This is a genomic window from Salinibacterium sp. TMP30, assembly GCF_038397785.1.
Classification (GTDB): Bacteria; Actinomycetota; Actinomycetes; order Actinomycetales; family Microbacteriaceae; genus Rhodoglobus.
The window spans coordinates 251,339-274,151 of sequence record NZ_CP151642.1; the positions used below are offsets into that span (position 1 = coordinate 251,339).

25 protein-coding genes, 1 tRNA gene and 2 pseudogenes are annotated in these 22,813 nt (G+C 57.1%); 18 read left to right on the forward strand and 10 right to left on the reverse strand.

The genetic code is table 11. The features are described from left to right. Positions 1–45: 45 nt before the first annotated feature. The 8 genes from AADH44_RS01205 (at position 46) to AADH44_RS01240 (ending at position 7,999) form a co-directional block, all read left to right on the forward strand. Positions 46–1,260: an enolase C-terminal domain-like protein gene (locus tag AADH44_RS01205; protein ID WP_341953589.1), complete on the forward strand. Its 1,215-nt coding sequence runs from the start codon at positions 46–48 to the stop codon at positions 1,258–1,260. Positions 1,261–1,383: 123 nt separating this feature from the next. Then, positions 1,384–2,142, forward strand: a complete 759-nt coding sequence (locus AADH44_RS01210; protein WP_341953590.1) for a 3-oxoacyl-ACP reductase family protein — start codon at positions 1,384–1,386, stop codon at positions 2,140–2,142. Positions 2,143–2,352: 210 nt separating this feature from the next. Then, positions 2,353–3,351, forward strand: coding sequence for a TIM barrel protein (locus AADH44_RS01215; protein ID WP_341953591.1), 999 nt, complete (start codon positions 2,353–2,355; stop codon positions 3,349–3,351). Between the two features lie 188 nt (positions 3,352–3,539). Then, positions 3,540–4,427: an amidohydrolase family protein gene (locus AADH44_RS01220; protein WP_341953592.1), complete on the forward strand. Its 888-nt coding sequence runs from the start codon at positions 3,540–3,542 to the stop codon at positions 4,425–4,427. A gap of 253 nt (positions 4,428–4,680) precedes the next feature. Next, positions 4,681–5,043: a DUF1801 domain-containing protein gene (locus AADH44_RS01225; protein ID WP_341953593.1), complete on the forward strand. Its 363-nt coding sequence runs from the start codon at positions 4,681–4,683 to the stop codon at positions 5,041–5,043. Between the two features lie 181 nt (positions 5,044–5,224). Further along, complete coding sequence (locus AADH44_RS01230; protein WP_341953594.1) at positions 5,225–6,679, forward strand: glyceraldehyde-3-phosphate dehydrogenase; 1,455 nt, start codon at positions 5,225–5,227, stop codon at positions 6,677–6,679. 90 nt (positions 6,680–6,769) lie between these two features. Beyond that, on the forward strand, positions 6,770–7,798 hold the full coding sequence (locus tag AADH44_RS01235; RefSeq protein WP_341953595.1) for a 2-oxoglutarate and iron-dependent oxygenase domain-containing protein: 1,029 nt from the start codon (positions 6,770–6,772) through the stop codon (positions 7,796–7,798). Positions 7,799–7,923: 125 nt separating this feature from the next. Next, a tRNA-Arg gene (locus AADH44_RS01240) sits at positions 7,924–7,999 on the forward strand. Between the two features lie 58 nt (positions 8,000–8,057). Here the strand turns inward: AADH44_RS01240 and AADH44_RS01245 are convergent. Further along, positions 8,058–9,047, reverse strand: coding sequence for a site-specific integrase (locus AADH44_RS01245; RefSeq protein WP_341953596.1), 990 nt, complete (start codon positions 9,045–9,047; stop codon positions 8,058–8,060). Positions 9,048–9,260: 213 nt separating this feature from the next. Beyond that, positions 9,261–9,821, reverse strand: a complete 561-nt coding sequence (locus tag AADH44_RS01250) for a hypothetical protein (RefSeq protein WP_341953597.1) — start codon at positions 9,819–9,821, stop codon at positions 9,261–9,263. Positions 9,822–9,923: 102 nt separating this feature from the next. On the opposite strand from AADH44_RS01250, the gene AADH44_RS01255 reads away from it, so the two are divergent. The 4 genes from AADH44_RS01255 to AADH44_RS01270 all read left to right on the forward strand — a co-directional run bounded on the left by AADH44_RS01255 (position 9,924) and on the right by AADH44_RS01270 (position 11,989). Continuing rightward, complete coding sequence (locus tag AADH44_RS01255) at positions 9,924–10,127, forward strand: AlpA family phage regulatory protein (protein ID WP_141990139.1); 204 nt, start codon at positions 9,924–9,926, stop codon at positions 10,125–10,127. A gap of 31 nt (positions 10,128–10,158) precedes the next feature. Then, positions 10,159–10,590 carry a hypothetical protein gene (locus AADH44_RS01260; protein ID WP_341953598.1) on the forward strand — a complete coding sequence of 144 codons (432 nt, stop codon included), beginning with the start codon at positions 10,159–10,161 and terminating at the stop codon, positions 10,588–10,590. A 320-nt stretch (positions 10,591–10,910) separates the two neighbouring features. Then, entirely contained in the window at positions 10,911–11,561 is a 651-nt protein-coding gene (locus AADH44_RS01265; protein WP_341953599.1) for a ParA family protein, read from the forward strand. Beyond that, on the forward strand, positions 11,561–11,989 hold the full coding sequence (locus tag AADH44_RS01270) for a hypothetical protein (protein WP_341953600.1): 429 nt from the start codon (positions 11,561–11,563) through the stop codon (positions 11,987–11,989). The genes AADH44_RS01265 and AADH44_RS01270 overlap by 1 nt, the downstream gene beginning before the upstream one ends. Positions 11,990–12,263: 274 nt before the next feature. Here the strand turns inward: AADH44_RS01270 and AADH44_RS01275 are convergent, their stop codons facing one another. The 3 genes from AADH44_RS01275 to AADH44_RS01285 form a co-directional block, all read right to left on the reverse strand. Next, positions 12,264–13,043: a DNA-processing protein DprA gene (locus tag AADH44_RS01275; protein WP_341953601.1), complete on the reverse strand. Its 780-nt coding sequence runs from the start codon at positions 13,041–13,043 to the stop codon at positions 12,264–12,266. Positions 13,044–13,150: 107 nt separating this feature from the next. After that, positions 13,151–13,390 carry a hypothetical protein gene (locus tag AADH44_RS01280; protein ID WP_341953602.1) on the reverse strand — a complete coding sequence of 80 codons (240 nt, stop codon included), beginning with the start codon at positions 13,388–13,390 and terminating at the stop codon, positions 13,151–13,153. 753 nt (positions 13,391–14,143) lie between these two features. After that, on the reverse strand, positions 14,144–14,329 hold the full coding sequence (locus tag AADH44_RS01285) for a hypothetical protein (RefSeq protein WP_341953603.1): 186 nt from the start codon (positions 14,327–14,329) through the stop codon (positions 14,144–14,146). A 109-nt stretch (positions 14,330–14,438) separates the two neighbouring features. Here AADH44_RS01285 and AADH44_RS01290 point away from each other — a divergent pair, with 109 nt between their 5' ends. Further along, positions 14,439–14,762 (forward strand): hypothetical protein, encoded by a 324-nt coding sequence (locus AADH44_RS01290; RefSeq protein ID WP_341953604.1) that lies wholly within the window; start codon positions 14,439–14,441, stop codon positions 14,760–14,762. A gap of 58 nt (positions 14,763–14,820) precedes the next feature. Here AADH44_RS01290 and AADH44_RS01295 read toward each other — a convergent pair whose 3' ends face one another. Both AADH44_RS01295 and AADH44_RS01300 read right to left on the reverse strand, forming a co-directional pair. Then, entirely contained in the window at positions 14,821–15,255 is a 435-nt protein-coding gene (locus tag AADH44_RS01295; protein WP_341953605.1) for a hypothetical protein, read from the reverse strand. A 115-nt stretch (positions 15,256–15,370) separates the two neighbouring features. After that, positions 15,371–16,054 (reverse strand): SOS response-associated peptidase, encoded by a 684-nt coding sequence (locus AADH44_RS01300; RefSeq protein WP_341953606.1) that lies wholly within the window; start codon positions 16,052–16,054, stop codon positions 15,371–15,373. Between the two features lie 239 nt (positions 16,055–16,293). Here AADH44_RS01300 and AADH44_RS01305 point away from each other — a divergent pair, with 239 nt between their 5' ends. Both AADH44_RS01305 and AADH44_RS01310 read left to right on the forward strand, forming a co-directional pair. Further along, a complete protein-coding gene (locus AADH44_RS01305; RefSeq protein ID WP_341953607.1) occupies positions 16,294–16,512 on the forward strand; it encodes a hypothetical protein in 219 nt (72 codons plus the stop codon). 90 nt (positions 16,513–16,602) lie between these two features. After that, on the forward strand, positions 16,603–18,867 hold the full coding sequence (locus AADH44_RS01310; protein WP_341953608.1) for a DNA methyltransferase: 2,265 nt from the start codon (positions 16,603–16,605) through the stop codon (positions 18,865–18,867). 115 nt (positions 18,868–18,982) lie between these two features. Here the strand turns inward: AADH44_RS01310 and AADH44_RS01315 are convergent. After that, a pseudogene (locus AADH44_RS01315) lies at positions 18,983–19,477 on the reverse strand (integrase core domain-containing protein); the annotation flags it as partial. Between the two features lie 344 nt (positions 19,478–19,821). Here AADH44_RS01315 and AADH44_RS01320 point away from each other — a divergent pair. Further along, a complete protein-coding gene (locus AADH44_RS01320; protein ID WP_341955024.1) occupies positions 19,822–21,084 on the forward strand; it encodes an IS30 family transposase in 1,263 nt (420 codons plus the stop codon). Between the two features lie 28 nt (positions 21,085–21,112). Here the strand turns inward: AADH44_RS01320 and AADH44_RS01325 are convergent, their stop codons facing one another. Together AADH44_RS01325 and AADH44_RS01330 are read right to left on the reverse strand one after the other, a co-directional pair. Further along, entirely contained in the window at positions 21,113–21,550 is a 438-nt protein-coding gene (locus tag AADH44_RS01325; protein ID WP_341953609.1) for an IS3 family transposase, read from the reverse strand. Beyond that, a complete protein-coding gene (locus AADH44_RS01330) occupies positions 21,547–21,861 on the reverse strand; it encodes a transposase (RefSeq protein ID WP_341953610.1) in 315 nt (104 codons plus the stop codon). Before AADH44_RS01330 ends, AADH44_RS01325 begins: the two co-directional genes overlap by 4 nt. Before the next feature lie 48 nt (positions 21,862–21,909). On the opposite strand from AADH44_RS01330, the pseudogene AADH44_RS01335 reads away from it, so the two are divergent. Together AADH44_RS01335 and AADH44_RS01340 are read left to right on the forward strand one after the other, a co-directional pair. Continuing rightward, positions 21,910–22,298 (forward strand): annotated as a pseudogene (locus tag AADH44_RS01335) (alpha-hydroxy-acid oxidizing protein); the annotation flags it as partial. A gap of 66 nt (positions 22,299–22,364) precedes the next feature. Then, complete coding sequence (locus AADH44_RS01340; RefSeq protein ID WP_341953611.1) at positions 22,365–22,754, forward strand: Rid family detoxifying hydrolase; 390 nt, start codon at positions 22,365–22,367, stop codon at positions 22,752–22,754. Positions 22,755–22,813 lie beyond the last annotated feature (59 nt).

Below are 22,813 nucleotides of genomic sequence, written 5' to 3' on the forward strand. Positions count from 1 at the left end.
AGGTCGCCCGCCTGCCAGCAACAATCAGCGGAAAGAAGTACACACATGTCTGACCAGAGAATTGCTCGAATAACGACAACGCAACTGTCATTCGATTCAACTCCGACTACCCTTGAGGCGCATTTAGTGAGCCCGCTGAGTGCGGTGAGGCGTAAGCCTGCAAGTACTCCAGGGCGCACTTGGTTCGGCGACTGCGCCCAAGTGTTGGTAGAAATTGAAACCGAATCCGGAATCGTAGGAGTCGGAACGGCAGGTGGATTCAGCTCGGTGCCCGCAGCGGTCATTGATCAGCACCTTGCGCCAATGCTGATCGGGGCAGATCCGTTCAATGTCGAAAGCAACTGGGACTTGATGTACCGGGCGACTTCCCGTTTAGGAAACGGTGGCGCCACAATGGCCGGAATCAGCGGTATCGATATTGCCTGTTACGACATCATGGGCAAAGCACTCGGTGTGCCTGTGCACGATCTCATCGGAGGAACTAAACAAGACAAGATTCCCGTCTACGTGAGTCGACTGTATGCGCTCGATGATCTGGACGAACTCGCGAGGGAAGCTGTTCAGTGGAAAGAGGCGGGGTTTCGAACGATGAAACAACGCTTCGGATTCACTGCCGCGGACGGCGTAAAGGGAATGCGGAGAAATGTCGACCTCATCCGAGTGGTCCGCGAAGCCGTTGGGGATGACATTGAGATAGCTGCTGATGCGTATATGGGGTGGGACGTTGAATACACCCTAGCGATGGCCCGCGAGCTCGAAAAATTCAATCTGAAATGGATCGAAGAGCCACTGCTTCATCATGATATATCCGGGTATGCGCGGCTGTGTCGTGAGAGTCCCATCCCCATTTCTCACGGAGAGCATCAGTTCACTCGGTACGGTTTTGCGCGAGTCATCGAGGCCCAAGCCGCTCACCTGCTGCAGCCTGACGTTAACCGGGTTGGAGGCATCACCGAGGCACGAAGAATCTTTGCACTTGCTGCAGCGCACGACATCCCAGTGATTCCCCACTCGAACGAACTGCACAATCTTCATCTCGTTGCATCACAGATTAACGCTCCGTTCGCGGAGTACTTTCCAGACGTTGAACCTGACACTGGGAACGAACTGTTCTGGAAAATTTTCGATGGAAATCCGCGCGCGACGGACGGTTTCATAGAGATGCCGTCTGGGCCTGGGCTTGGACTGACTATCAACGAGCACAAGGTTCGCGAGTTGACACTCACAACTCGCGAGCACACCAGTCAGGAGTCAGCATGACGAATGTGACGACCGCTGCCCGGCACAGGTATCTCAGAGGCGAACCATCCGGATCAACAATGTCAAACGTGTGTGGCTTCCTTTGGATCACATCACCCGATAACAACCCGATGAGAGGATCTCATGACGAATCGTAAGGTGGCGCTAGTTACTGGTTCATCCCGTGGCATTGGGCGAGCAATTGCTCTCCGATTAGCTCGGGATGGTTTTGCGGTAGCACTCAATTACGCGACAGATGAAGCCAGCGCGGACAGCGCCCTCCGAACAATCAGAGAAGCCGGCGGCGAGGCTGTTTCGTTCCAAGCAGATGTCGGTATTCCGGAGCAGGCCATTGCTCTCGTAGCCGACGTCGTAGAGTCCATGGGTCGGATTGATGCCGTAGTCAATAACGCGGCAGTTTGCCCGCTCGGTCCTCTGGAGACCGTGACACTCGAGCAGTGGAATCGTGTTCATGACGTCAACCTTCGCGGAACGTTTTTGGTATCCAAGGCGGCCGTCGAGGTCATGCTTAAGCAGGGCTGGGGCGGTCGACTGGTTGCTATCTCCTCAATTTCTGCGATCGCTGGGGGAAGTCAACAGATCGCGTATACGCCGACGAAGGCCGGACAGGTTTCTCTGATGCGTTCCTTAGCGGTTGCGCTGGGGGTGCACGGCATTACGGCGAATTCTGTTGAACCGGGCACGATACGTACCGACCTAAACCGCGAGTATCTCCTCGATCCAGAAGTTCTAGCCCACTATGAGAGCCGCATTCCGGTCGGCAGGATCGGTGTTCCTGAAGACGTCGCAGGAGCAGTCGCATTCTTGGTGTCGGACGAGGCAAGTTACATCTCAGGCACCGAGATTTTGGTTGATGGTGGGGCGCTAATCAACCTCGCGTAAATAATTACCAACTCTTTCAAAGAACAAATGAAAGTCGATGATTGGAGACAGGTGAAAACTTCACAGGAAATTCGGGTTCGCAACATGCTCGACGAACTGGACGTCGTACAAGCGTCTTGGGCATTTGGCAACTCAGGTACACGATACAAAGTGTTTCAGGCCCCAGGTTGTCCTCGAAACATTTGGGAGAAACTAGACGACGCTGCAAAGGTGCACGATCTCACGGGAACAGGCGGATCAGTAGCACTGATTCTTCCTTGGGATTCGGATGAGCCTCAGAAGCTTAAAGCTGGACTTGTGGAGAGGGGACTTAAAGCGGGCCCTATTCGAACGAACCTCTTTCAAGATGAAGACTACCGGCTTGGGTCGCTCGCTCATCCAGATGCGCGTGTTCGCAAAAAAGCTATTGCTCACATCAAAGACTGTGTGGATCTCGCCCTCGAGCTCGGTTCGAACACTGTCGGTATTTGGCTACCTGACGGAACAAACTATCCTGGCCAAGACTCAATCATCGCGCGGAAGCGACGTCTTGAAGACTCCCTAGAGGAGGCGTACGCGCTCTTCCCCGCCGACCTGATGTTTTTGCTTGAGTACAAATTCTTTGAGCCAGCGTTTTACTGGACAGATCTTCCTGACTGGGGCACAACCCTGAAGCACGTTGAGCGGTTGGGAGATAACGCAAAAGTGCTGGTCGATATGGGACACCACGCCCCGAATGTCAATATCGAGGGAGTTGTTGCTCAAGTTCTTGATCTTGGTCGCTTGGGAGGTTTCGATCTTAACAACCGAGCCTACGCAGACGATGACCTCATAGTTGGTTCGGTTGACCCGTTCGAGCTCTTCCTCGTTTTCAACGAACTCGTGGACCGATGGGATATGGCGCGAGACGTCATTTACGCCCTCGACCAGAACCACAGCATCGAGGAGAAAATCCCCGCGATTCTGCGGTCGATCATGAACGTTCAAGAGGCCGCAGCAAAAGCAGCATTGGTGGACCGAGAAGCACTCACGTTGGTGCAGCAGTCTGGCGAAGTACTTGGGGGTCATGAGATTCTTTTGGATGCATACTCTACAGATGTGCGCCCGCTGATTGCAGACTGGCGAGAGCACAAGGGGCTGCCACGTGATCCGATTGGTGCGTTCAAAGCGAGCGGTTACGCGGACAAGATTTCTGAAGAGCGGGGAACCGCTGGCGACATCGGTTGGTAGGAGAATCACGCAACGGACTATGGCCGTTGGCGAACTAACAGTTATCGCGCAGACGTCTCGTTGCTTTTCATGATTACGAGTCTTATTGGGAAAGCTGAAATCGGTCTCGCCTCGCAGTCGCGTGCCGATTCAAGCCGAATCTGCGTGCGGCTTACTTGATGTGAAAAAAGCGAAGAAAGGGCGCTCCAATGTTGAAGCATCAGATTATCGATACCCATGTTCATTTCTGGGATATGGCGAACCCTGATACTGGGATGAAGTGGGTTTGGCTTGAGAAGGATTTCGTGCACCCAATACTGGGCGATATTGACGCAATGAAGTCGCTCAAGTACGGCATAAACAACGTATTCGCGGAGTCGCGTTTTGCGAATGTGCGGGCTTTCGTGCACGTACAGGCAGCTCTTGGCAGTACAGATCCGGTGCTTGAGACACGCTGGCTAACACGCATGCGCAACGACTCTCCCGTTCCATTCACCATAGTTGCGCATGCAGACTTGAGCAGTACCGAAGCGATCCGACAGCTCGACGAACATGGGGAATCCCCATACTTTGTGGGAGTGCGAGACTTTGCGTCTGAAGGGATTCTCGCATCTGGCGAAATCAATTCGAGGTTCGAATCTTCACTCACGACGCTTGCCGCCCGCGGCCTCGTGCTTGACCTGGATTGCGAGTGGATGAACATGGGTAAGGCGCTCGAACTCGCGCACAGGCATCCTGATTTGCAAATCGTTCTCGAGCACATCGGGTTTCCTCGCCGACGTGACGACGAATACTTTGAGATGTGGAAAAGTGGGATAACTAAGCTTGCAGGCGCTGAGAACGTTACCTGCAAAATTTCCGGCCTTGGCATGATCGATCCTCTGTTCACTGCGGAGAGTGTGCGTCGTTGGTTCGATACGTCGTTAGAGGCATTTGGAACGGATCGGTGCGTAATCGGATCCAATTGGCCTTTGGATCGTCTTTTCTCAAGCTACGACGTGATCATGAATCTGTATCGTTCATTTTTGGGCAGCTTGAGCGATTCCGAGCAGGCTAAAGTTCTGTCTGAGAATGCGGCTCAAGTCTTCAAGCTTTGAGCGGATTCATGCCGGCGATTCTTCTTCATGGTGAAAAATTGTCCTTTGATTTGGTTTAACAGGCCTTCTTGCCAGTCGTCTTCTACTCCTGCGGTAGAGGTGACGAGAAGGTATTCGGCGTGATGTTTGACAGCGACACGAACACTTTTCAGCCTGCCTCCAAGAGCAAGTTCTCACAGATCGGTGGTTCGGCGATCGGTTGCACTGAATACAATCTCCTCGCGCGTGAATACCGCCAACTAGAGTGATCACCATGGCAACAGGCACCACAGAATCCAGTGACTGGCGCAGCGACATGCTCGCCTACATTCGCGACCTGATCATGACCGCCGAGCCCGAAATCATCGAAGAGGTCAAGTGGCGCAAACCATCGAACCCGCTCGGCGTCGCAGCCTGGAGCTTTAACGGACTAATCTGCACCGGCGAAACCTACAAAGACAAGGTCAAGCTGACCTTCCCCAAAGGTGCCTCACTCGACGACCCGGAAGGGCTCTTCACCAGCAGCCTTGAAGCGAACGTCAGACGCGCCATCGACCTGCATGCCGGGGACACAATCGATGCCACCGCATTCCAAGCACTCGTACGTGCGGCGGTCGCTCGCAACTCGATGTCCTAGATTTCGGCGAAGCGCGACCGGGCGCGTTAAAAACAGCCCCCTTTGGCAATCTCTAAAGTGTTGCCCGAACTGCATCCCGCGCACGGCCCATGCCGAGCATCCGTCTGGAACAATGGATGCGGGGTTAGCCACGTCACAAGCGCGCTCGCGGCCCCGTAACACTGCAGTCGGAAGGAACCTGATGCAACGCCAACACAGCGACGAATTTGACCGGTGGAATGCCCGCCAAGAACTGGCGGAGGCAATGATCCCGCTCATTGGGGGGCTGTATCGCAACCACGGCGTTGTGACCTCCATTCATGGTCGCCGTCTCATCAACAAGTCGCCCGTTGAGGTTCTTAAAGCTCACCGATTTGCACGCCAACTCAATGAGAGCGAACTGCCGATCGAGGAGACCATGCCGATCATGGTCGCGCTGGCGGCGCTGCCACTGAATCCGGCATCCATTGATCTAGCGAAGCTCGTGAATCGTTTTCGTGAAGATGGCGGCACACTCGAAGACTTCTTGGCAGTAGAACTCGCCCCGGTGCTCAAGGACGGTAGTGAAATCAAGCCAACGGGAGCGGATGTTGTGCTCTACGGTTTCGGACGTATCGGTCGACTGCTTGCCCGCATCCTCATCGCCCACGCCGGCAATGGCGAAGGGCTCAGACTGCGCGCCATCGTTGTGCGGCGCGGATCAGACAACGACCTCGTGAAACGCGCAAGCCTGCTGCGTCGCGATAGCGTGCACGGGCCATTCGAGGGCACCATCTCCGTCGACACTGACGCGAACACAATCCTTGCCAACGGCACCCTCATTCAGGTGATTTACTCCAACGACCCCGCCACGATCGACTACACCGAGTACGGAATTTCGGATGCCATCGTCGTCGACAACACCGGCCGCTGGCGTGACGAGGAGGGCCTCAGCCAGCACCTCAAGTCGAAGGGAGTGAAGCGCGTTCTCCTCACAGCCCCCGGCAAGGGCGACATCAAGAACATCGTTTACGGGCTCAACCACGACTCGATCGTTGACTCCGACACGATCCTGTCTGCCGCCTCGTGCACGACCAATGCAATCTCGCCGGTACTGAAAGCGATCAACGACATGTACGGCATCGAGCATGGTCACGTCGAGACCGTCCACTCCTACACAAATGACCAGAACCTCACCGACAACTTCCACTCGGGCGATCGTCGGGGCCGCTCGGCACCGATGAACATGGTCATCACCGAAACAGGTGCCGCGAAAGCAGTCGCTAAAGCAGTGCCGGAACTTGCTGGCCTACTGACCGGCAGCGCCATCCGGGTACCCACCCCCAACGTGTCGATGGCGATTCTGAACCTCAACTTGGCTACCGAAACTACGGTCAAGGAAGTGAACCGTTACCTGCGTGGGCTCTCGCTGGATTCGACCCTGCAGCAGCAGATCGACTTCATCGATTCGCCCGAGGTCGTGTCGAGCGACTTCATCGGCTCGCACCGTGCCGGCATCGTTGACGGGCTCGCCACGATCAGTACTGGCAAGCATTTGGTGCTCTACGTCTGGTACGACAACGAGTTCGGCTACACCAGCCAGGTCGTGCGCGTCATCGAACATATGGGTCAAACTCACCCTCAAGTTATTCCCGAACGCGCCGCAGTTGGAGCATAAGTTTCCGAACTGTGACCGTGTTACGCCTGTGGCTAACGCTGCGAGCGTAACAAAGGAAAAGTCTCAGGATACGCATGCAAACATCGTTGAATGAACGATTCCGCACTCCCCATAATTGATCTCTCGCTCCTTGATGGCAGCCCCGAATCGGCGGCCAAATTTCGTGACGATCTGCTGTGTGCGACCCACGATGTGGGGTTCTTTTACCTTGTCGGGCACGGTGTTGACGAGACGTTAATGGATGACCTTCTTGCGGCATCCCGTGAGTTCTTTGCCCTGCCCGAAGACGAGAAGCTTGCCGTCGAAAACATCAACAGCCCGCAGTTTCGTGGCTACACTCGCGTGGGTGGAGAACTGACCGAGGGTAAAACTGACTGGCGTGAGCAGGTCGATGTGGGGCCCGAACGCCCCGTCGTTGATACCGCTGCCGGGTACGCCGACTACTGGCGTCTCGAGGGTCCTAACCTCTGGCCGGATGCCGTACCGCAACTTCGTGGTTTGGTAAATGAGTGGAACGACAGACTCAGTGCCGTCTCGCTACGCCTCCTGCGGGCGTGGGCTCAGGCGCTCGGTTCCCCCGAAGACTCCTTCGACCACGCCTTTGCCGATAAGCCATTCCCTGTCATGAAGATTGTGCGGTACCCGGGGGAGTCAAACCCCGAGCCGAAGCAGGGTGTTGGCGCCCACCGCGATGGTGGTGTGCTGACGCTGCTGATGGTGGAGCCCGGTAAGGGGGGCCTGCAGGTTGACTACCACGGTGAATGGGTGGATGTGCCGCCCCTGCCGGGTGCGTTCGTCGTGAACATTGGGGAGATGCTTGAGCTCGCGACCCAGGGCTACCTCAAAGCGACGCTGCACCGCGTGATTTCGCCGCTGATTGGTGACGACCGCATTTCGATTCCGTTCTTCTTCAACCCCGCGCTCGACACCGTGATGCCGCAACTGAAGTTGCCGCCCGAGCTCGCCGCTCAAGCTCGTGGTGTTTCACTTGACCCCACGAACAGTCCCATCCTCGAAACGTATGGAGACAATGCGCTTCGCTATCGAATGCGGGCGCACCCCAACGTGGCCCAGATTCATCACGACGATCTGATCCAAGCCCCACGAGGTGCGATCTAAGCAGCTAGCGCTGAGCGTGTGAAGTGCGGTCTGGCCACTGGGGCGGGCCGCACTTTCAGGCGAAAGCGTCATTCGGAAGGTAAAACCGCTGGTATAGTTTTCTGGTTGGCGAAAGTCAATGGTCTGCGCCCGTAGCTCAGCGGATAGAGCAATTGACTACGGATCAATAGGCCGGGGGTTCAAATCCCTCCGGGCGCACCAGTCAAAACCAGCTGTTAGAAACATTAAAACCCCCGGTCAGCCGGGGGTTTTAATGTTTTTATGGCTTTTCTTTCTTACTTGGTTCCGAATTCTCAATACTTACTTTTGCCCACATTTCACCCACACTTGAGGACACTGCCCTGTCATTCAAAGCGGCTGCAACCGCGTCCAGGTCATCATCGAAGAGATCTGCGTAGACGTCGAGAGTCATCGCCGCAGACGCGTGTCCGAGCATTCGCTGCAAGGATTTGACGTGTGCTCCGGCCGAAACGGCCAAGCTCGCGGCGGTGTGCCGTAAGTCATGAGGCGTTACGCGGGGAAACTGCGGATCAGCGGCCGTGAGCTCAGCAACTGCGCGATCGAACCTTCGCTTCCGAAACTGCGAGTTTCTAAGCACGCCGCCCTTGGGCGCAGTGAACAGTAGATCGCTCCTGTGTTTACCACTCATGTGACGCGCGATCACCGTGTCGAGAAATTCGGGGAACGGGACTGACCGACGCGCATGTGATTTTGGCGTGCCCCAGACAATAGTGCCGTTTGGCTCGGTGATGGCTTCTACGATATTGATTCGGCGTTTTACCGGGTCTACTCGCTCAACCTTTAAGGCAGCGAGTTCCCCCCAACGGATTCCTGTGTACGCGAGCAACAAAACCACATCGCCTTGGTCCCCAGCCGACTTCGCCAGTTTGGCGACTTGCTCATGCGATAAGTAGCCACGTTCCTTTTTCAGGATTCGAGGAAGCCGGATCCCTTCGCATGGGTTTCTAACCACGAGACCGTCTCGAGCGGCAAATTTAAAGATGCCAGCTAAGACTAAATAGGTCTGTTTCACTGATGAACCGCCGTGCGTAGCGGATAGCGAGGTCACCCAGCTCTGGACGTCGCTGTGGGAGACGTCATTCAGCCGGGTTTTCGCCCAGCGAGGAAGCACGTGTTTTCTCAGTGCTTGCTCGTATCCAAATAGTGTCGTTGGCTTGAGTTCGCTGTGAGCAAGGTACCAGGGCCGCGCCCACTCCCCGACAGTGACTTTGGACTTGGTCGGATCCATCCATTCACCACGAAGTTTCGATACCTCGATCGTCGCGAGGTACTCCTCAGCAGACCGTTTCGTCTTGAAGCCACGTTTGTCTGTTTGGCTTCGATCTGGCTTCCTGTATCGAACTCGATACCGCCGGCCACCTGATGTCTCGTAAGGCTCTACCGTTCCCATTCTCTTCTCCATCTGCGGCCCGAAGGCCTCCGCGGAGAGAGCTTCGCCGTTCTACAGTTCCCACCCGGCAGTGCCGAGATAAGACTCAAGTCGTTTCTTTTCATCGCGCGCGAAAGTCAAGCGAGCTTCAGTCCGCGCGGCAAGGCCACCTTCGGCCGCAACCTCAAGTTCACGAGCGACCTCAAGTCGAGCCACCTCACGGGTGAGAGATGCCCATTCCCGCAAGGCCTGCAGTTCTGAGCTTGCGTTGCGTTCGCTTATGGATTGCGGCTGGAAACCGCTCTCAGGCACGTTCGAAAACCAAGAGTCAAACTCAACGCTGCTCATTCCTTCGAATGCTCGGCTTAGGTTTGGAAGATCGATGCCCTCCCAAGGGCGTCCGAGTGGTGCAAGCAGATAGCTGGGTGCGATCCCGAGGGCCATCGCAATATTGAGCAATTGGCTGACATCGATGCTTGCTTTTCGGCCAGCTTCGATGTTTTCGATGATCGACTCAGAAACGTTCCCACCGTCGATCGCGTTAGCAAGATCGAGTGTGGTGCGGAATCCCCGAGCCTTTCGCGCTGCCTGAATTCGAGCGCCCAGCGTGCGTTCCGATCTGAAATCACCCATTTCGACAGATTACAGGTCTTGTCGTTGTCAAACTTACTATTCATGTGTACCGTCATATCAACAACGCTAACACACTGACGTTGTCAAAACGAGGAGCACACCATGGAAGATGAATTCATTCGTCCCGCCACAGTTGGCGAGATCACGGGTATGTCGATAGCTGCATTGGCTCAAATGAGGACTCGTGGACGCGGCCCACGCTTCTACAAGCCGACGGAGCGAACTGTCCTCTACAAGAGATCGGAGATCATGGCGTGGCTTGAATCCAGCGCCCAAAGCTGCACCGCTCCGCGAGTGGTCGCGTGACCAAAGAATGCATCAATTCTCGAGCATTGTCATGGACATGATGGGACTCTATGCCGCCAAGAGCGCGATCCTCGTGGCTGCTCGGTTGAGGCTCGGCAACACGGCTACTCGCTTGCTTCTCCACATGGCACTGGAATGTTGGGACGAAAAGCGCGACGCTCAGGAGCCGCGGAGGTACTTCGGGGGCCGAGAGATGTCGGCCGTTGCCTTGGGGTTTCTTGCCCCTGAGAATGGCAGCGATGCGGCACACAGGGCCGTAAAGCGTGCAGTCCACGAACTCGTCGAGAGCGGCGCGATCACGCGACTGCGGGCTGGCGGCAGGGGGCTGACCTCCGAGTACGAATTGATGCTCGACAGTGCACGACCGCAGACAGCTCGGCGACAGACAAACGATCCGAATGGCCTGCCGTTCATCGGCGGCCAGGGGACCAAGGATTGGTACCCACAGAGGGCAACTTTCTAGTCCTCTAAGGGGACCGAAAAGTTGTCAGTCAGGGGGCCAAAATTAGGCCCTCTTAACAGGAAGAGACCAGAAATGAACAAAACAGAACCAGTACGCGCAGGCGATGAAGTTCGTGACTTTTGGAGTTTCGGACTTACGAACTTCGACACTGTCGGACTCGCGAAGTCCGACAGTCACTGCCTCGCCGCACCGACCTGCGCTCGTGCCCCGAACATCCGAACATCCGAACCCACAGATTCACGAACATCCGAACTTACAGACTCACGAACACACGAACCTTCGAGGTCCATAACTTTGGGACTACCAAGGACGGTGCGCTCATGAGGATCGTGGCCATAACCAACCAGAAGGGCGGAGCGGGTAAGACCACCACGACTATGAATCTCGCGGCGATCGCCGCGGAAAACTCCCGTGTCCTGGTCGTGGATGTTGACCCCCAGCAATCGACGACCTGGTGGGCCTCGACCGCGGGAGACGGGCTACCGTTCGACTTCGCTGACGACACCGACCCGGCAACGTTGGTACGGATGAGAGACCTGCCTTACGACGTGGTCTTCGTCGATACCCCTGGCAATCTAACTGACAGCGACATCCTGTCCTCGGTTCTCTCTGTCGCAGATTTTGCGATCGTCCCTACAGAGCCGGAAGCCTTGTGCATCCCGCCAATGATGCGAACCGTGCGGACCTTCATCGAGCCAACCTCGACGCCCTTCCGTGTCTTACTCAGTAAGATCGACATGAGAGTGCCAGGGCAGCTGGAAGACGCCGAGCGCCTTGTGGACGAACTTGGGCTGCCTAGGTTCGGACGTGTGATTCGCCGCTACAAGATCCATGCTGACGCACCGATCGAAGGCAAAGTAGTCACCCAATACCCTGAGTTCAAGCAAACGGCGAAGTCGATCGACGACTACCGTGCTGTAGCACTAGAGCTGATGTCGATCTGGGCCAACGCCGCAACTTCGAGCAACTAATGGCTCGGGCCAATCTTGGCAAGTTGCTCGGCAACGTCGGAGATAAGGGACCGTCCACACCACCTCTTGCGGATGCGTCCCGAATCGAAGTCGCGGCCCCCGAGCGTCCGCGGATCGCGGTTGACCCGGTTCGATCTTCGACTCGAAAGAAAACGGTACGGAAGGAAAGCAACGAGCGCACGCGGCCAACATCTGATGCTCCTACACCGACTTATCTACGCTACGTGCGGAAAGAGACAAGAATCCGGGAAGACCAACAGAACCAACTCACGGTCGAGGCGAGACGCCTCAACAGGGCCAAGAAAAGCCAGGGAGCGCGGATCACTGAGAACTCCCTCATAAGGGTCGCGATTGACTTGCTCCTCGCCCAGATTGGCGTCGCGGCTGGCGACGACGAGGACTCGATCCGCAAGTCAATGACGACATGACCGGCGTAAATAACTGGGACGACGTATCCATCTTTGATGACCGGCGGGCAGCCTTCAGGGGACTGCCCGCCGCGCCAGCATCCGACCAGTACTCGATACTCAAGGCCTGGTGAGGTTCTCCATCGCTGAGACCACTCATCGCGCACTCACCCGTGACACCGCGCTGATTTTCACTGCGCCCTGGGACGCAGTCAAATCAGCCTGCGTCAGCGCGCTCCCCTCAACGCGCCTTCACCGAAAAACCTGATTCAGGTGAGTAGATGCCAAGACTTAATCACCGGAGCCTGTCGGCATCCTTGACGGACGCGACTCGCACCATGCTGTGACGCAGATGCAGGTCGATGCTTCCCGCCGCAGATTTGCTCATACTTGTTTGCGCCACGGTACCAACGGGACGGTTCATCGAAATAGCTGCCTCTGCAGTGCGAAGCGCGCCGGAGGATTTGCCGGCTTCTACGACTATTGTTTTGGTCGCTATTGCGGCCAGCAGTTGCTCGGCTCGGCGCTGCCCTCGAACTGTGATCGCGTCCGTAGGTGGCGATTCACTGATTCGCACCGAACCATCCACAACCTCAGCGCCGAGGAGCCCCTCCGCAGCGACGGTGATCGTTCTTCCTCGCATTGCGGCGGCGGCACTTAATGACAGTTGGTCGACACCCTGGGTCATTCCTGAAGCAATAACCCATCGCCGGTCGGCAAGACCGGTGGCCAACTCGATCGTCATGTGGATTGCTCCGGCAGTTGGGTCAGCGGTTCCCGTGATCGCAACTGCCGGGAGTTCAAGGACCGCCATGTCGCCCTGGGCAAAGAGCACTAGAGGCGCACTGCGCCGGAGTGCGCTCAACTGGCTCGGCCACTGAACATCTCTCGGTGTTAACACGTGCCCTCCGTTGCGGCTCATGGAGCGCAGCGTATCCGCCACACGCTTTGCTGATGCAAGTGCGCGAATCCGCTGACGCACGAGATGCGACAAGGCAACGGGGCGATCTCGTCCATCGTGAACCGCCGCAACGAACGCAACGGGACCCCCGAGGATGTCGATTCCGATAGCCACAGTAGGATCCCCGCTGACCCCTGCAGAGGCCAGGGCAATCCGAGCGATGGTGTCGTCATCGAGCACACACGACGTGGTCCCCATGGAAGGTGACAGCGAGTTGACACTCATAGTGAGCCACGCTCCTCATGTTGATCGCGTTTCTTGCCTTCGGGCAGACCAGATCTAGCTCGACAGGATGAGGTGAAATAGCGCACGGTTCGAGTGGTGAGAGCGACGAACCGAGGGCCCGTGCCCGCAGCCCGCATCTTCCGCAAATCCTCGACTGTCAGTTCAATGAGCTCGGCTGTTTCAGCAGGCGTGAGGAAGTAGAGCTCATCCAGTTTTTCTCGTATAGCGGTAGCCATTACTCGCAGGCCTCACAGTTCAAGTCATCCATCGGGTCGACGGGCACCTGGTACTCGCCTACGGTCTCTGTGTCTCTTTGCATTTTCTTTATCCCTTCCCATGTCTTTTTCGACACAAAGTGCGAAATGGTGCGACGGTGTGAATTCGCCAGTGACCGTGGAATACCGGAGTTCCGCGAGGATATGCCGCGAAAGCACTTGCGAAGAGAGGAATCGTGCTTACACTCACCTAGCGAAAACAGACAACGAAGTTGCTGGAACATAGGAGCCATCGGCTCACCAATTGCTCGTTATCAACGAGCGTCGTTAGACCTTCTTGTGCTTGATCTTGGGTAGTAGCCGTTGGTCACGAAGAGACGCAGCTCGGACGCCAGCACCACAGCTCCTTTCGCGGAAAACTTTGCTGCGCAAACTTTGGCCACGGTGCGTTGCACTGTCAGCGGATTCGAACTGTTGGGCGTCTTCAGCCAACAGGCGACAAACCCAAGGAGATCGCCATAAATAAGAAGCCAGAACCTGACGTCGACGAATACTTCGCACCCGTCGATCCGATAGAAGGTTCGCAGTGCGACAGCTGCCAGCAGGCAGCAAGTACCGGCGTAGCAGCCGGCACTTTACGCTGGGAAGGCGTTAACGCGATTCCACTGCGGAGCCCCATACCCAGGCGCGGTGTGGTTCTCCGCTGATGGAGTTCCATTGAATGGCCATGGCTCGCTCTGTCCATGCCACTGCGTCCGCTTCAACCCGAAGGGCTCACTCGGAGTATCGGACCCATGCCCAGACGGGGCGTGGGTTTTGTGTTCGAGTGAGGTCGAAACGACTCAGTTCCAGCTCTTCATCGTTCAATGAGTCCGGGGCGCTCGATGCCATTATTCGCGCGATGATGTTCGCGTCCATTCGTTCATCGATCTGGCGCGCATAGCGCTTGCTGCTGCCCACGACATCACCATAGGTGCGGCCGCCGACTAACTATCCACAGCTTCCGGCAACGGCCCCCACGTGCGTGCGCGGTATCGCACGCTTAGATGACGACGAATTGGAGAGAGTCATGTCTAGGTACGTATTCGCAGATGAGCAAGGGCAGTCCTGGGCTGTGGGTTTCGATCCTTCGGTTGCCAGCTATTCCGCTCAGATTGACTCAACGAACGATGCTGTAACTGTCGTAGGCGATGGGTACGGCGAGGTCCACAGCGTTGACGATTTGAAGAAGAAACTGGAGCAGCGTGTGCAGCTGCCGGCCTCGATCGAGGACAAGCTTCGTGCGTGCGGACCCGAGCGCGTCACCGCTCTTCAGGCTGTCCGTGCACGTTCGCGGGTGCGGGGTATGGAACAGCACGTCCTCAGAGCAGCGCATGACGGCGTGGGCCTTTGATCGCGCACAAAGTGCGACAGTGAACTGGCGGGCAGCCATGTGGCCTGCTCTGGTCTTCTCAACGAGGGGCCGGATGCAGCTCAACTAGCCCGCAGCGCGGACAAGTGATTGTTCCGGGTTTCTCGAATCGATCGCCTGGCCGCCATTGGCGGTCGCGGCCGCACGATGGGCACGTCGTAATGGGGGAGGTCATCTCAGTTGTCAACGAGCTGGCCTCGACAGCTTCCTTCATCGCGTGATCGTGAATCTGCCGCTCACGATCATCGGCCGGCCAATCACGAAGCACGGCATGGATCGCGTCCGCTGAGACGAACGTTCGCACAGGGTGCTCGAGCTCACGGGCGACGAAGCGAGCCAGTCGGCGCCACTCGTCGACCGAGACAGACAATCCTTCGAGTTCCTGCGAGGCACAGCCATCGGCCAGTAAAGCCGCTCGGATAGTGAGTGTCAACGGGTGAACCGGCTTGCCGTTTAGTCCAATGACTGTTCCCATATGCGCATCCTAATTAGTGCCCGGGCTGTGCTGATGAAGCGATCCAGTTTGTGGATAACGGAAGGGAGCTATCGGCTGTTGGCGACGGGAAGCAGAATCGTGAAGTGCTGGGGGATCAGGACACTCGATCGATGAGGTCAGGGCCGTTTCCAGTCAGCGGTGCGATCTGGTGAGAGGTCAGGGAGCTTGCGACAGGGATTGCTGCCGCGACTGCGGCATCGACCAAAGTTTGACCGCCCGCTGTTGTGGGGGCGGTCCATTCGTCCCAGAAATCGCGGGGGAGTGTCACCGGGTTTCGATCATGCAGGTGGGCAAGCTCGGGAACGCTGGCCATGGTGAGGATCGTCGTTGACAGTGACCACGCATCATCGCCTTCCTTCGAAGGGTCCTTCCACCAGGAGAAAAGGCCCGCGAATCCGAGCAGGTCGCCTGCTGGGTCGTGGATGAAGTTGGGTGTTTTGGTTTTTCCTTCAGTGACCCATTCGAAGTAACCGGTCGCTGGCACGATGGCGCGTTTGGATTTCACGGGGTTCTTCCACGTGGCTTTGTCGGTGATGTTTTCTGAGCGTGCGTTGAACGTGGGGAACTTCTGCGAGAGATCCTTCGCCCACGGGGCGACCAAGGACCACCGGGCAAGCTTGGTGCGATGTCCGTGTTCCTCATCCTCGAAGAGGATCGGAATCTGTGTGGTCGGTTTGATGTTCCATGATGCGGACCATTCCCGGAAGTCGCCACCGGCAGCAACATATTCCTCGATCAGAGCATTGACTTTGTCATCAAGAGCAAACCGTCCGCACACGCACATGAGGGTACCCCCATTGCTGCGTCACTTGGTGGGTAGATTCGCGACACCAATTTGTCTCTACGACCATAGTTCGCTCCCTCGGCTGCGACCCTCCGTTCGCTATTTGCAGACTCCTCCACTGCGTTCCCCCGCTTAGCAACCGCTTACTGCGGGTACTTCGCCTCCTCCGCTCTCTATTGCTCTACGTGCCCAACCGGCACCGCGAATCTGATAACCCAATAGAGAGAGAAACAATGGCTAACTCACGCAACGAGATCTTCGACCTCGAAACGATCAGTACAACTATTTCCAATCACGCCCACGCCGGCATCCGGTCTGACAGGTTGGCGGCGCGTGCACTTGATCTGGCAATGTTTGGAGGCATGGGATACGAACTCGTCTCCACTCTGAAGGTTGAGGGTGAAGGATCGATCGCGATTCTCGACACCCTCCAGCGGCGAAAGAGTGACTAAGTCTTTCTTGAGGGGGTGGCTTCTGCTGCCCCCTCGATGGGAGGGGTGCCGTTATCGCACAGAGTTCGGATACGCCGATAGGGTTTGGTTATGCCTGACGCGGTGGATTTCTCCCTCCAATCGGCGCGTGCATTCGCGGACAAATACGCTTCAGCGAAGTCAGAGAAGCAACTCGCGCAGTCGTATTGGCGAGATTTCTTTGGCATGGTCTGCGGTATCGACGATCTCCTTGCGACGGGAGTCGAGTTCGAGCAGCCCGTCAAGTCAGCCGCAACAGGTATGACGAACTTCGTCGACGTGCTCTGGCCGGGCGTAGTTCTTGTCGAGCACAAAACCGCCGGCAAGGACTTGGACAAGGCAGAGACACAAGCCCGTGATTACCTCGTTTCGTTACCGCTAACACATCGCACCCCGGTCATCATCGTTTCTGACTTCGCTCATATTCGTATTGTCGAGGTACTCGCAGGTAGAAGCATCGAGTTCTCCCTAACCGAGCTGCCGGATCACCTTCACCGCATCGAGGCAATTGTGGGCAACCACGCCAAGGAAGCAGCGCGCCCCGAGGTTTCCGCTGACATTCAAGCCGTCCAGCTGATGGCTGACTTGTTCCTCGCCTTCGAGAAGGCCGGCTATAGCGGCCACGAGGTCAGCGTGTTTCTTGTCCGTGTGCTCTTTCTCCTATTCGGTGACGACACCCGCATGTGGAAGAGAGTGGGGCATGGCCTTTTCGCAGAGTTCATTTCCGACTCCTCGACTGACGGAATCGGGCTAGGCGGACGCATCCAAGAACTCTTCCAGGTCCTCGACACACCGCCCGAGAAACGGCCGTCGTCTCTCAATCCGAGACTCACTGACTTCCCGTATGTCAACGGGGGACTCTTCTCCGAATACCTCCACGTCTTCTCCTTCACTGAAGAAATGCGCGATTCGCTGGTTAACGCATCGGCCTATGACTGGTCGAAAATTAGTCCCGCCATCTTTGGCTCGATGTTCCAAACCATCAAAAGCAAAGAAGACCGCCGCGCGCTCGGTGAGCACTACACCTCAGAGGCGAACATCCTGAAGGTGATTCGTCCGCTCTTCCTCGACGACTACCTCGAACGACTTCGTAAAGCTTGGGAAAGCCCCGCGGCGCTCAAGCGCTTGCGATCCGCACTCGGCGTAAATCATTACCTCGATCCTGCCTGTGGCCCGGGAAACTTTCTCGTTGTTGCCTATAAACGGCTACGTGACATCGAACTCAAAATTGTGGCGCGACTCCAAGAGTTGGGAGGAACACAAGGCCAGGTTGGGCTCGATGGGTCGATTGGTCTGCAAGTTCACCTCTCCCAATTCCACGGGATCGAGTATGAAGAATGGTCATCGCAAATTGCGACCGTGGCAATGTTCTTGGCTGACCACCAAGCGAATCTAGCTCTAGACGAAATCACAGGGGCTGCGCCTAACCGTTTCCCCATCACAGACAGCTCCATCATCGTGCACGACAACGCCCTGCAAGTGAACTGGGCCGAGGTCTGCCCCATGGATGAAAACACCGTCATCATGGGCAACCCACCCTTCTACGGCTCATTTCTGCAAAGCCCAGAACAAAAAGCAGACACGGTAAGCGTCTGGAAGGGAATATCCGGCAGCGGCAATCTCGACTATGTCGCAAATTGGTATTTGGTCGCTGCTCGACACATCGCGTCGACGGGCGGACGAGCCGCATTCGTCTCAACGAATTCCGTCACACAGGGTCAGCAGCCCGCAATTATCTGGGGGCAGATAAATCCGCTGGGTGTTGCTATCGACTTTGCCCACCGCACGTTTTCGTGGACCAACGAAGCATCCGGCAAAGCAGCTGTGCACTGCGTCATCATCGGGTTCTCTGCTCGACCTAAACCGAAGAAGCTGCCGCTTTGGAACTATCCCACGGTAAAGGGTGACCCCGAGCTGGGCTGGGCAACCCAGATCAACGCCTACTTACTAGATGCACCAAACACTTTGATCACTGCGCGCAGGAAGCCTCTCCACGCAGACACCCAGCCGATGGACTACGGCAGCAAGCCCACAGACGGTGGCTCCCTTTCAAACATCAGCTCCGCCGAAGCCGACTACATAAAGGCGAACGATCCCGTAGCCGCAAAATATTTGCGCAGGCTCGTCGGGGCGCGAGAACTCATCCATAACGACGTGCGTTTCTGCTTGTGGCTTGTCGGGGCAAGCCCCGCAGACTTGCGAACTTCACCAACACTCGCCACACGCATCAAAGCCGTGCGTGCACTGCGAGAGGCGAGTCCGAAGAAAATGACTCAGCAGGATGCAGAACGCCCATCCGAGTTCCAAGAGATCCGCCAACCAACAACCAACAACTGACTACATCGCCGTCCCTCTCCTTTCGTCAGAAGATCGGGAGTATGTTCCTGTTTCTCTGTTCACGCCCGAGACCATTGTGAATAATTTAGTTTCTGAATCGCCCTGGGTTTCGTTCCTAGGTTTTCTCTTGGGAAGCGGTCGCTCTCAAGAGTGATTCAGCATCAGCGTAGTACTCGTTCTCGGCTTCGGTCGGGGTGCGGTAATCGAGCTCGGAATGAAGGCGCTGGTTATTCCACCACCACACCCATTCCAGCGTTGCGAGTTCGACCTGCTCGACGGTGCGCCACGGCCCGCGAGCACGGATCAGTTCCGTCTTGTAGAGCGCGTTGATGGCCTCAGCCATCGCATTATCGTAGGAGTCGCCGACGGTCCCTGTTGAGGGAATGGCGCCAAGTTCCACGATCCGGTCCGTGTAAACCAAAGCCATATAGTTTGATCCGTGATCGGAGTGATGGGTCAGCCCAGTGAGGTCGCCGTCGGCGTCGAAGGCGGCCATGTCCAGTGCTTGAAGAGGCAGAATGTCGGCCTTCAGCGTCGCTGCGACATTCCAGCCCACGATACGACGTGAGAACACGTCAGTGACGAACGCGACATAGGCGAAGCCCTGCCAGGCTTGAATCCCAGCGATCGTCGCAACACTAGCGGCGAGGAGCGGGTATGCCTGCGAGGAAGTACACGGAGCAGCAGCGTCTTGAGTTCATGACTTTGATTGATCGTGGCGGCTCTGTTCGGGCGGCTGCGGTAGCAGTTGGCGCGCATCCCGATCGCGGCTATCAGTGGATGAAGCAGGCGGGGTTGTCAACGCCGCGCAGCACGCAGCGCAAATACACGGCGGCGGAGAAGGCGGAATTCTTCAAACGATTAGAGGAAGTGGGTAACGTCTCGGCGTTCGCGCGGGAGCTCGGCTTGAATCGGGTGAGTTGCTACGTCTGGGCGCATAAGGCCGGGATCTTCATGGCGGCCTATTCGGATGCGAAGCGGCAGGAGTTCCTCCGGTTGCGACGCGAGGGTGTATCCCGGCGTGAGGCCGCGGGCCGGCTCGGGATCGAGGCGCATCAGGCGCTGGACTGGGACAAAGGTATTCGGGTGTTTTCCAAGGGGCGCATCTACCCCGATCGTCGTATTGTGCTTTACCGTCCGGCCGAGAGACTGGCTAATGTGAAGAATCCAAGAACTGCGTGGGTGCAGGGTGGACGAGTTGCTCTGGCCAGGGTCGAGCAGGTCATCGATTCCCGTTACCTCAGTCTGTTGGAGCGGGAACGTTTGAAGGATCTGCAGTCATTGGGGCTGTCTATCAGGCGTATCGCGACGATGATGGGTCGCTCACCGTCGACGATCAGCCGTGAATTGCGGCGCAACACCGTCAGCCGGCATGGATACCTGCCCCACAACGCCCATCGAACGTCGGCCAAGCGACGAGAGCGTCCGAGGGCCTCGAAACTTGCCGCCAAGGGGCCGCTTCACGACTACGTCGAGGCAAAGCTGGCCAAGCGGTGGTCTCCGGAGCAGATCAGTCACCGGCTTCGGCGAGACTTTCCTCATGACGAGACAATGCGTGTGAGTGGCGAGACGATCTATCAGGCGATCTACGTCCACCTGCATGGGGAACTGAAACGCGAGTTTGCCCGGTCGCTGCGGCGAGGTCGATCCGCCCGGAAGTCGCAACGTGATCCCCATGCCCGGGCCAGCCGGTTCGTTGATCCGATGACGCCATTGACTGAGCGGCCCGCGGAGGTTGAGAGTCGAGCGGTTCCCGGGCACTGGGAGGGAGATCTGATTGTTGGGGCGGGTAGCCGATCGGCGGTCGCGACCGTTGTCGAGCGCAGCACCCGATACGTTGTCCTCGGATATCTCCCGGTGGAGCGCACCGCGGAAGCTGTCAGAGACAGCCTCATTGCAGCCTTTTCGGGACTCCCCTCGAGCCTTCGTCGCACGCTCACCTGGGATCAAGGCGCCGAGATGAGCGAACACAGCAGCGTCGCGATGGTGACGAACATGAAGGTCTACTTTTACGATCCTGCCTCACCCTGGCAGCGCGGCACGAATGAGAACACGAACGGGCTGCTGCGCCAATACCTACCCCGGCGCAGCGACCTCAGAATTCGAAGCCTCGAGGAACTCACCGCCATCGCGGACGAACTCAACGGGCGCCCCCGGAAATCCCTCAACTGGGACACCCCCGCGGAGCGCATAGCTGCTTTACTAAACACAACATAGACCAGACCGTTGCGACGATCGCTGGGATTCAAGAGGTGCGCACATACGTCACGTCAACGACCCAGAGCTTGCGCGGTGCATCAGCGTGGAAGCGTCGCTGCACGAGATCCGTGGGGCGTCGCCCTGCTGGATCCGATTTCGTCGTGAACACCCGCTTTGACCGTTTGACGCCGCGCAGCCCCTGGGCTCGCATGAGTCGCCCGGTCTGATCCCGGCCGATCTCCCAACCCTGCCGCTTCAGCAGGCGATGCATTTTCCGGACCCCGTAGACGCCATAGTTCTCGGCGTGAAGCCGTGCGATCTCGCCGCCGATTAGCTGATCCGACAGGGTTCTCGCCGACGCCGGGCGGCCTTTCGCCGCACGATACCCGCGGGCCGTCACGAATCCCACCTCAGCTGCGCGCATCGTGCGGCAGACGAGCTCGACCCCAAAACGATCCTTCATCACGTCGATGAAGCGGATCATCTCGACGAGGTGCGGCCGAGCTCGGTGGCGAAAAATACGCTCGCAGACCGCAGGATCTCGTTCGCCTTCTCTAGCTCCACGATCTGCTTCTTCAACCGTTTGATCTCCACCTGCGCCTCGGAGGTCGTCCCGGGCTCACGACCGGCGTCGATATTGGCACGCTTCTTCCATAACCGCAACGTTTCAGGATTCACGCCAAGCCGGCCGGCGACATGGCTGGCCGCAGCGAAATCAGACAGGTGATCAGGACGAGCCTGCGCGAGCATCCGCAACGCACGCTCACGAAAATCGGCTGGGTAAGGGTTAGTCATAGTTCCATCCTCCAAAAGGATCAGACGGAACGAAACCCAGGGCGATTCATTCTGCCCGAAGTGGTGCGCGAGGTCGGCAAGGACACCGAGGTGATGGTCGACACCGGCATCATGAACGGTGCGGATGTCGTCGCCTCCCTAGCGCTTGGCGCAAAGTTCACGCTCGTGGGCCGCGCATACCTTTATGGCCTGATGGCCTGATGGCCGGGGGTCGTGCCGGGGTCGATCGCACGATCCAGATCCTCTCGGACCAGGTCATCCGCACGATGAAGCTCCTCGAGGTCGCCACTGTCGAAGAACTCGAACCCAAGCACGTGACACAGCTTCAGCGACTGATCCCACGCGAGCTGTCGCCCCGGTTGGCTGCTGTTGAGGCACCTCCAAGAACCAACGTAATTGGTTTGGGTGGCCGCCCGAGCGATAGTATTGGTTCATGAATGGAAACCGACTCCCTCAACCGGAATCAGGGTTCAGGCCGATAGATCCCAGAAAGCGGTAAACAAATGTCATTTGAAGTAATCGAAACTACCAATGCACCCGCCCCAGGCGGAGCATATTCACAGGCTGTAAAAGGTGGTGGTTTAGTCTCGTTCTCGGGTCAAGTCGGCCTGGAACCTGACTCGGGGGCACTGGCTGATGGTGTCGCCGCGCAGACGAGGCAAGCGCTAAAGAACCTAGACGCCGTCCTCAAGGCCGCACACGTGAGTAAGGGCGATGTAATCAAAACAACCTGCTTTCTAACGGACATCGCAAACTTTGCCGAGTTTAACAAGGAGTACGAAGATTTCTTCGGGCCCTACAAACCGGCTCGCAGCACGGTAGGTGTCGGTCTCGCTGGTAGCTATCTAATAGAAATTGAAGCTTTCGCCATCGTCCCCGAAACCCAGCCATAATCGATTAAAGGGCTTTCTATTTAGGTACCCCGGCCGACCAACGTCCACTGGATGTCGTG

Excerpts from the sequence above, each read along its gene's own strand:
- AADH44_RS01205 (WP_341953589.1), top strand. The coding sequence starts at position 46 with ATGTCTGACCAGAGAATTGCTCGAATAACGACAACGCAACTGTCATTC.
- AADH44_RS01210 (WP_341953590.1), top strand. The coding sequence starts at position 1,384 with ATGACGAATCGTAAGGTGGCGCTAGTTACTGGTTCATCCCGTGGCATT.
- AADH44_RS01220 (WP_341953592.1), top strand. The coding sequence starts at position 3,540 with ATGTTGAAGCATCAGATTATCGATACCCATGTTCATTTCTGGGATATG.
- AADH44_RS01225 (WP_341953593.1), top strand. The coding sequence starts at position 4,681 with ATGGCAACAGGCACCACAGAATCCAGTGACTGGCGCAGCGACATGCTC.
- AADH44_RS01230 (WP_341953594.1), top strand. The coding sequence starts at position 5,225 with ATGCAACGCCAACACAGCGACGAATTTGACCGGTGGAATGCCCGCCAA.
- AADH44_RS01235 (WP_341953595.1), top strand. The coding sequence starts at position 6,770 with ATGAACGATTCCGCACTCCCCATAATTGATCTCTCGCTCCTTGATGGC.
- AADH44_RS01245 (WP_341953596.1), bottom strand. The coding sequence starts at position 9,047 with ATGGATCCGACCAAGTCCAAAGTCACTGTCGGGGAGTGGGCGCGGCCC.
- AADH44_RS01250 (WP_341953597.1), bottom strand. The coding sequence starts at position 9,821 with ATGGGTGATTTCAGATCGGAACGCACGCTGGGCGCTCGAATTCAGGCA.
- AADH44_RS01255 (WP_141990139.1), top strand. The coding sequence starts at position 9,924 with ATGGAAGATGAATTCATTCGTCCCGCCACAGTTGGCGAGATCACGGGT.
- AADH44_RS01260 (WP_341953598.1), top strand. The coding sequence starts at position 10,159 with ATGGACATGATGGGACTCTATGCCGCCAAGAGCGCGATCCTCGTGGCT.
- AADH44_RS01265 (WP_341953599.1), top strand. The coding sequence starts at position 10,911 with ATGAGGATCGTGGCCATAACCAACCAGAAGGGCGGAGCGGGTAAGACC.
- AADH44_RS01270 (WP_341953600.1), top strand. The coding sequence starts at position 11,561 with ATGGCTCGGGCCAATCTTGGCAAGTTGCTCGGCAACGTCGGAGATAAG.
- AADH44_RS01280 (WP_341953602.1), bottom strand. The coding sequence starts at position 13,390 with ATGGCTACCGCTATACGAGAAAAACTGGATGAGCTCTACTTCCTCACG.
- AADH44_RS01290 (WP_341953604.1), top strand. The coding sequence starts at position 14,439 with ATGTCTAGGTACGTATTCGCAGATGAGCAAGGGCAGTCCTGGGCTGTG.
- AADH44_RS01295 (WP_341953605.1), bottom strand. The coding sequence starts at position 15,255 with ATGGGAACAGTCATTGGACTAAACGGCAAGCCGGTTCACCCGTTGACA.
- AADH44_RS01305 (WP_341953607.1), top strand. The coding sequence starts at position 16,294 with ATGGCTAACTCACGCAACGAGATCTTCGACCTCGAAACGATCAGTACA.
- AADH44_RS01310 (WP_341953608.1), top strand. The coding sequence starts at position 16,603 with ATGCCTGACGCGGTGGATTTCTCCCTCCAATCGGCGCGTGCATTCGCG.
- AADH44_RS01320 (WP_341955024.1), top strand. The coding sequence starts at position 19,822 with ATGGCGGCCTATTCGGATGCGAAGCGGCAGGAGTTCCTCCGGTTGCGA.
- AADH44_RS01325 (WP_341953609.1), bottom strand. The coding sequence starts at position 21,550 with ATGATCCGCTTCATCGACGTGATGAAGGATCGTTTTGGGGTCGAGCTC.
- AADH44_RS01330 (WP_341953610.1), bottom strand. The coding sequence starts at position 21,861 with ATGACTAACCCTTACCCAGCCGATTTTCGTGAGCGTGCGTTGCGGATG.
- AADH44_RS01340 (WP_341953611.1), top strand. The coding sequence starts at position 22,365 with ATGTCATTTGAAGTAATCGAAACTACCAATGCACCCGCCCCAGGCGGA.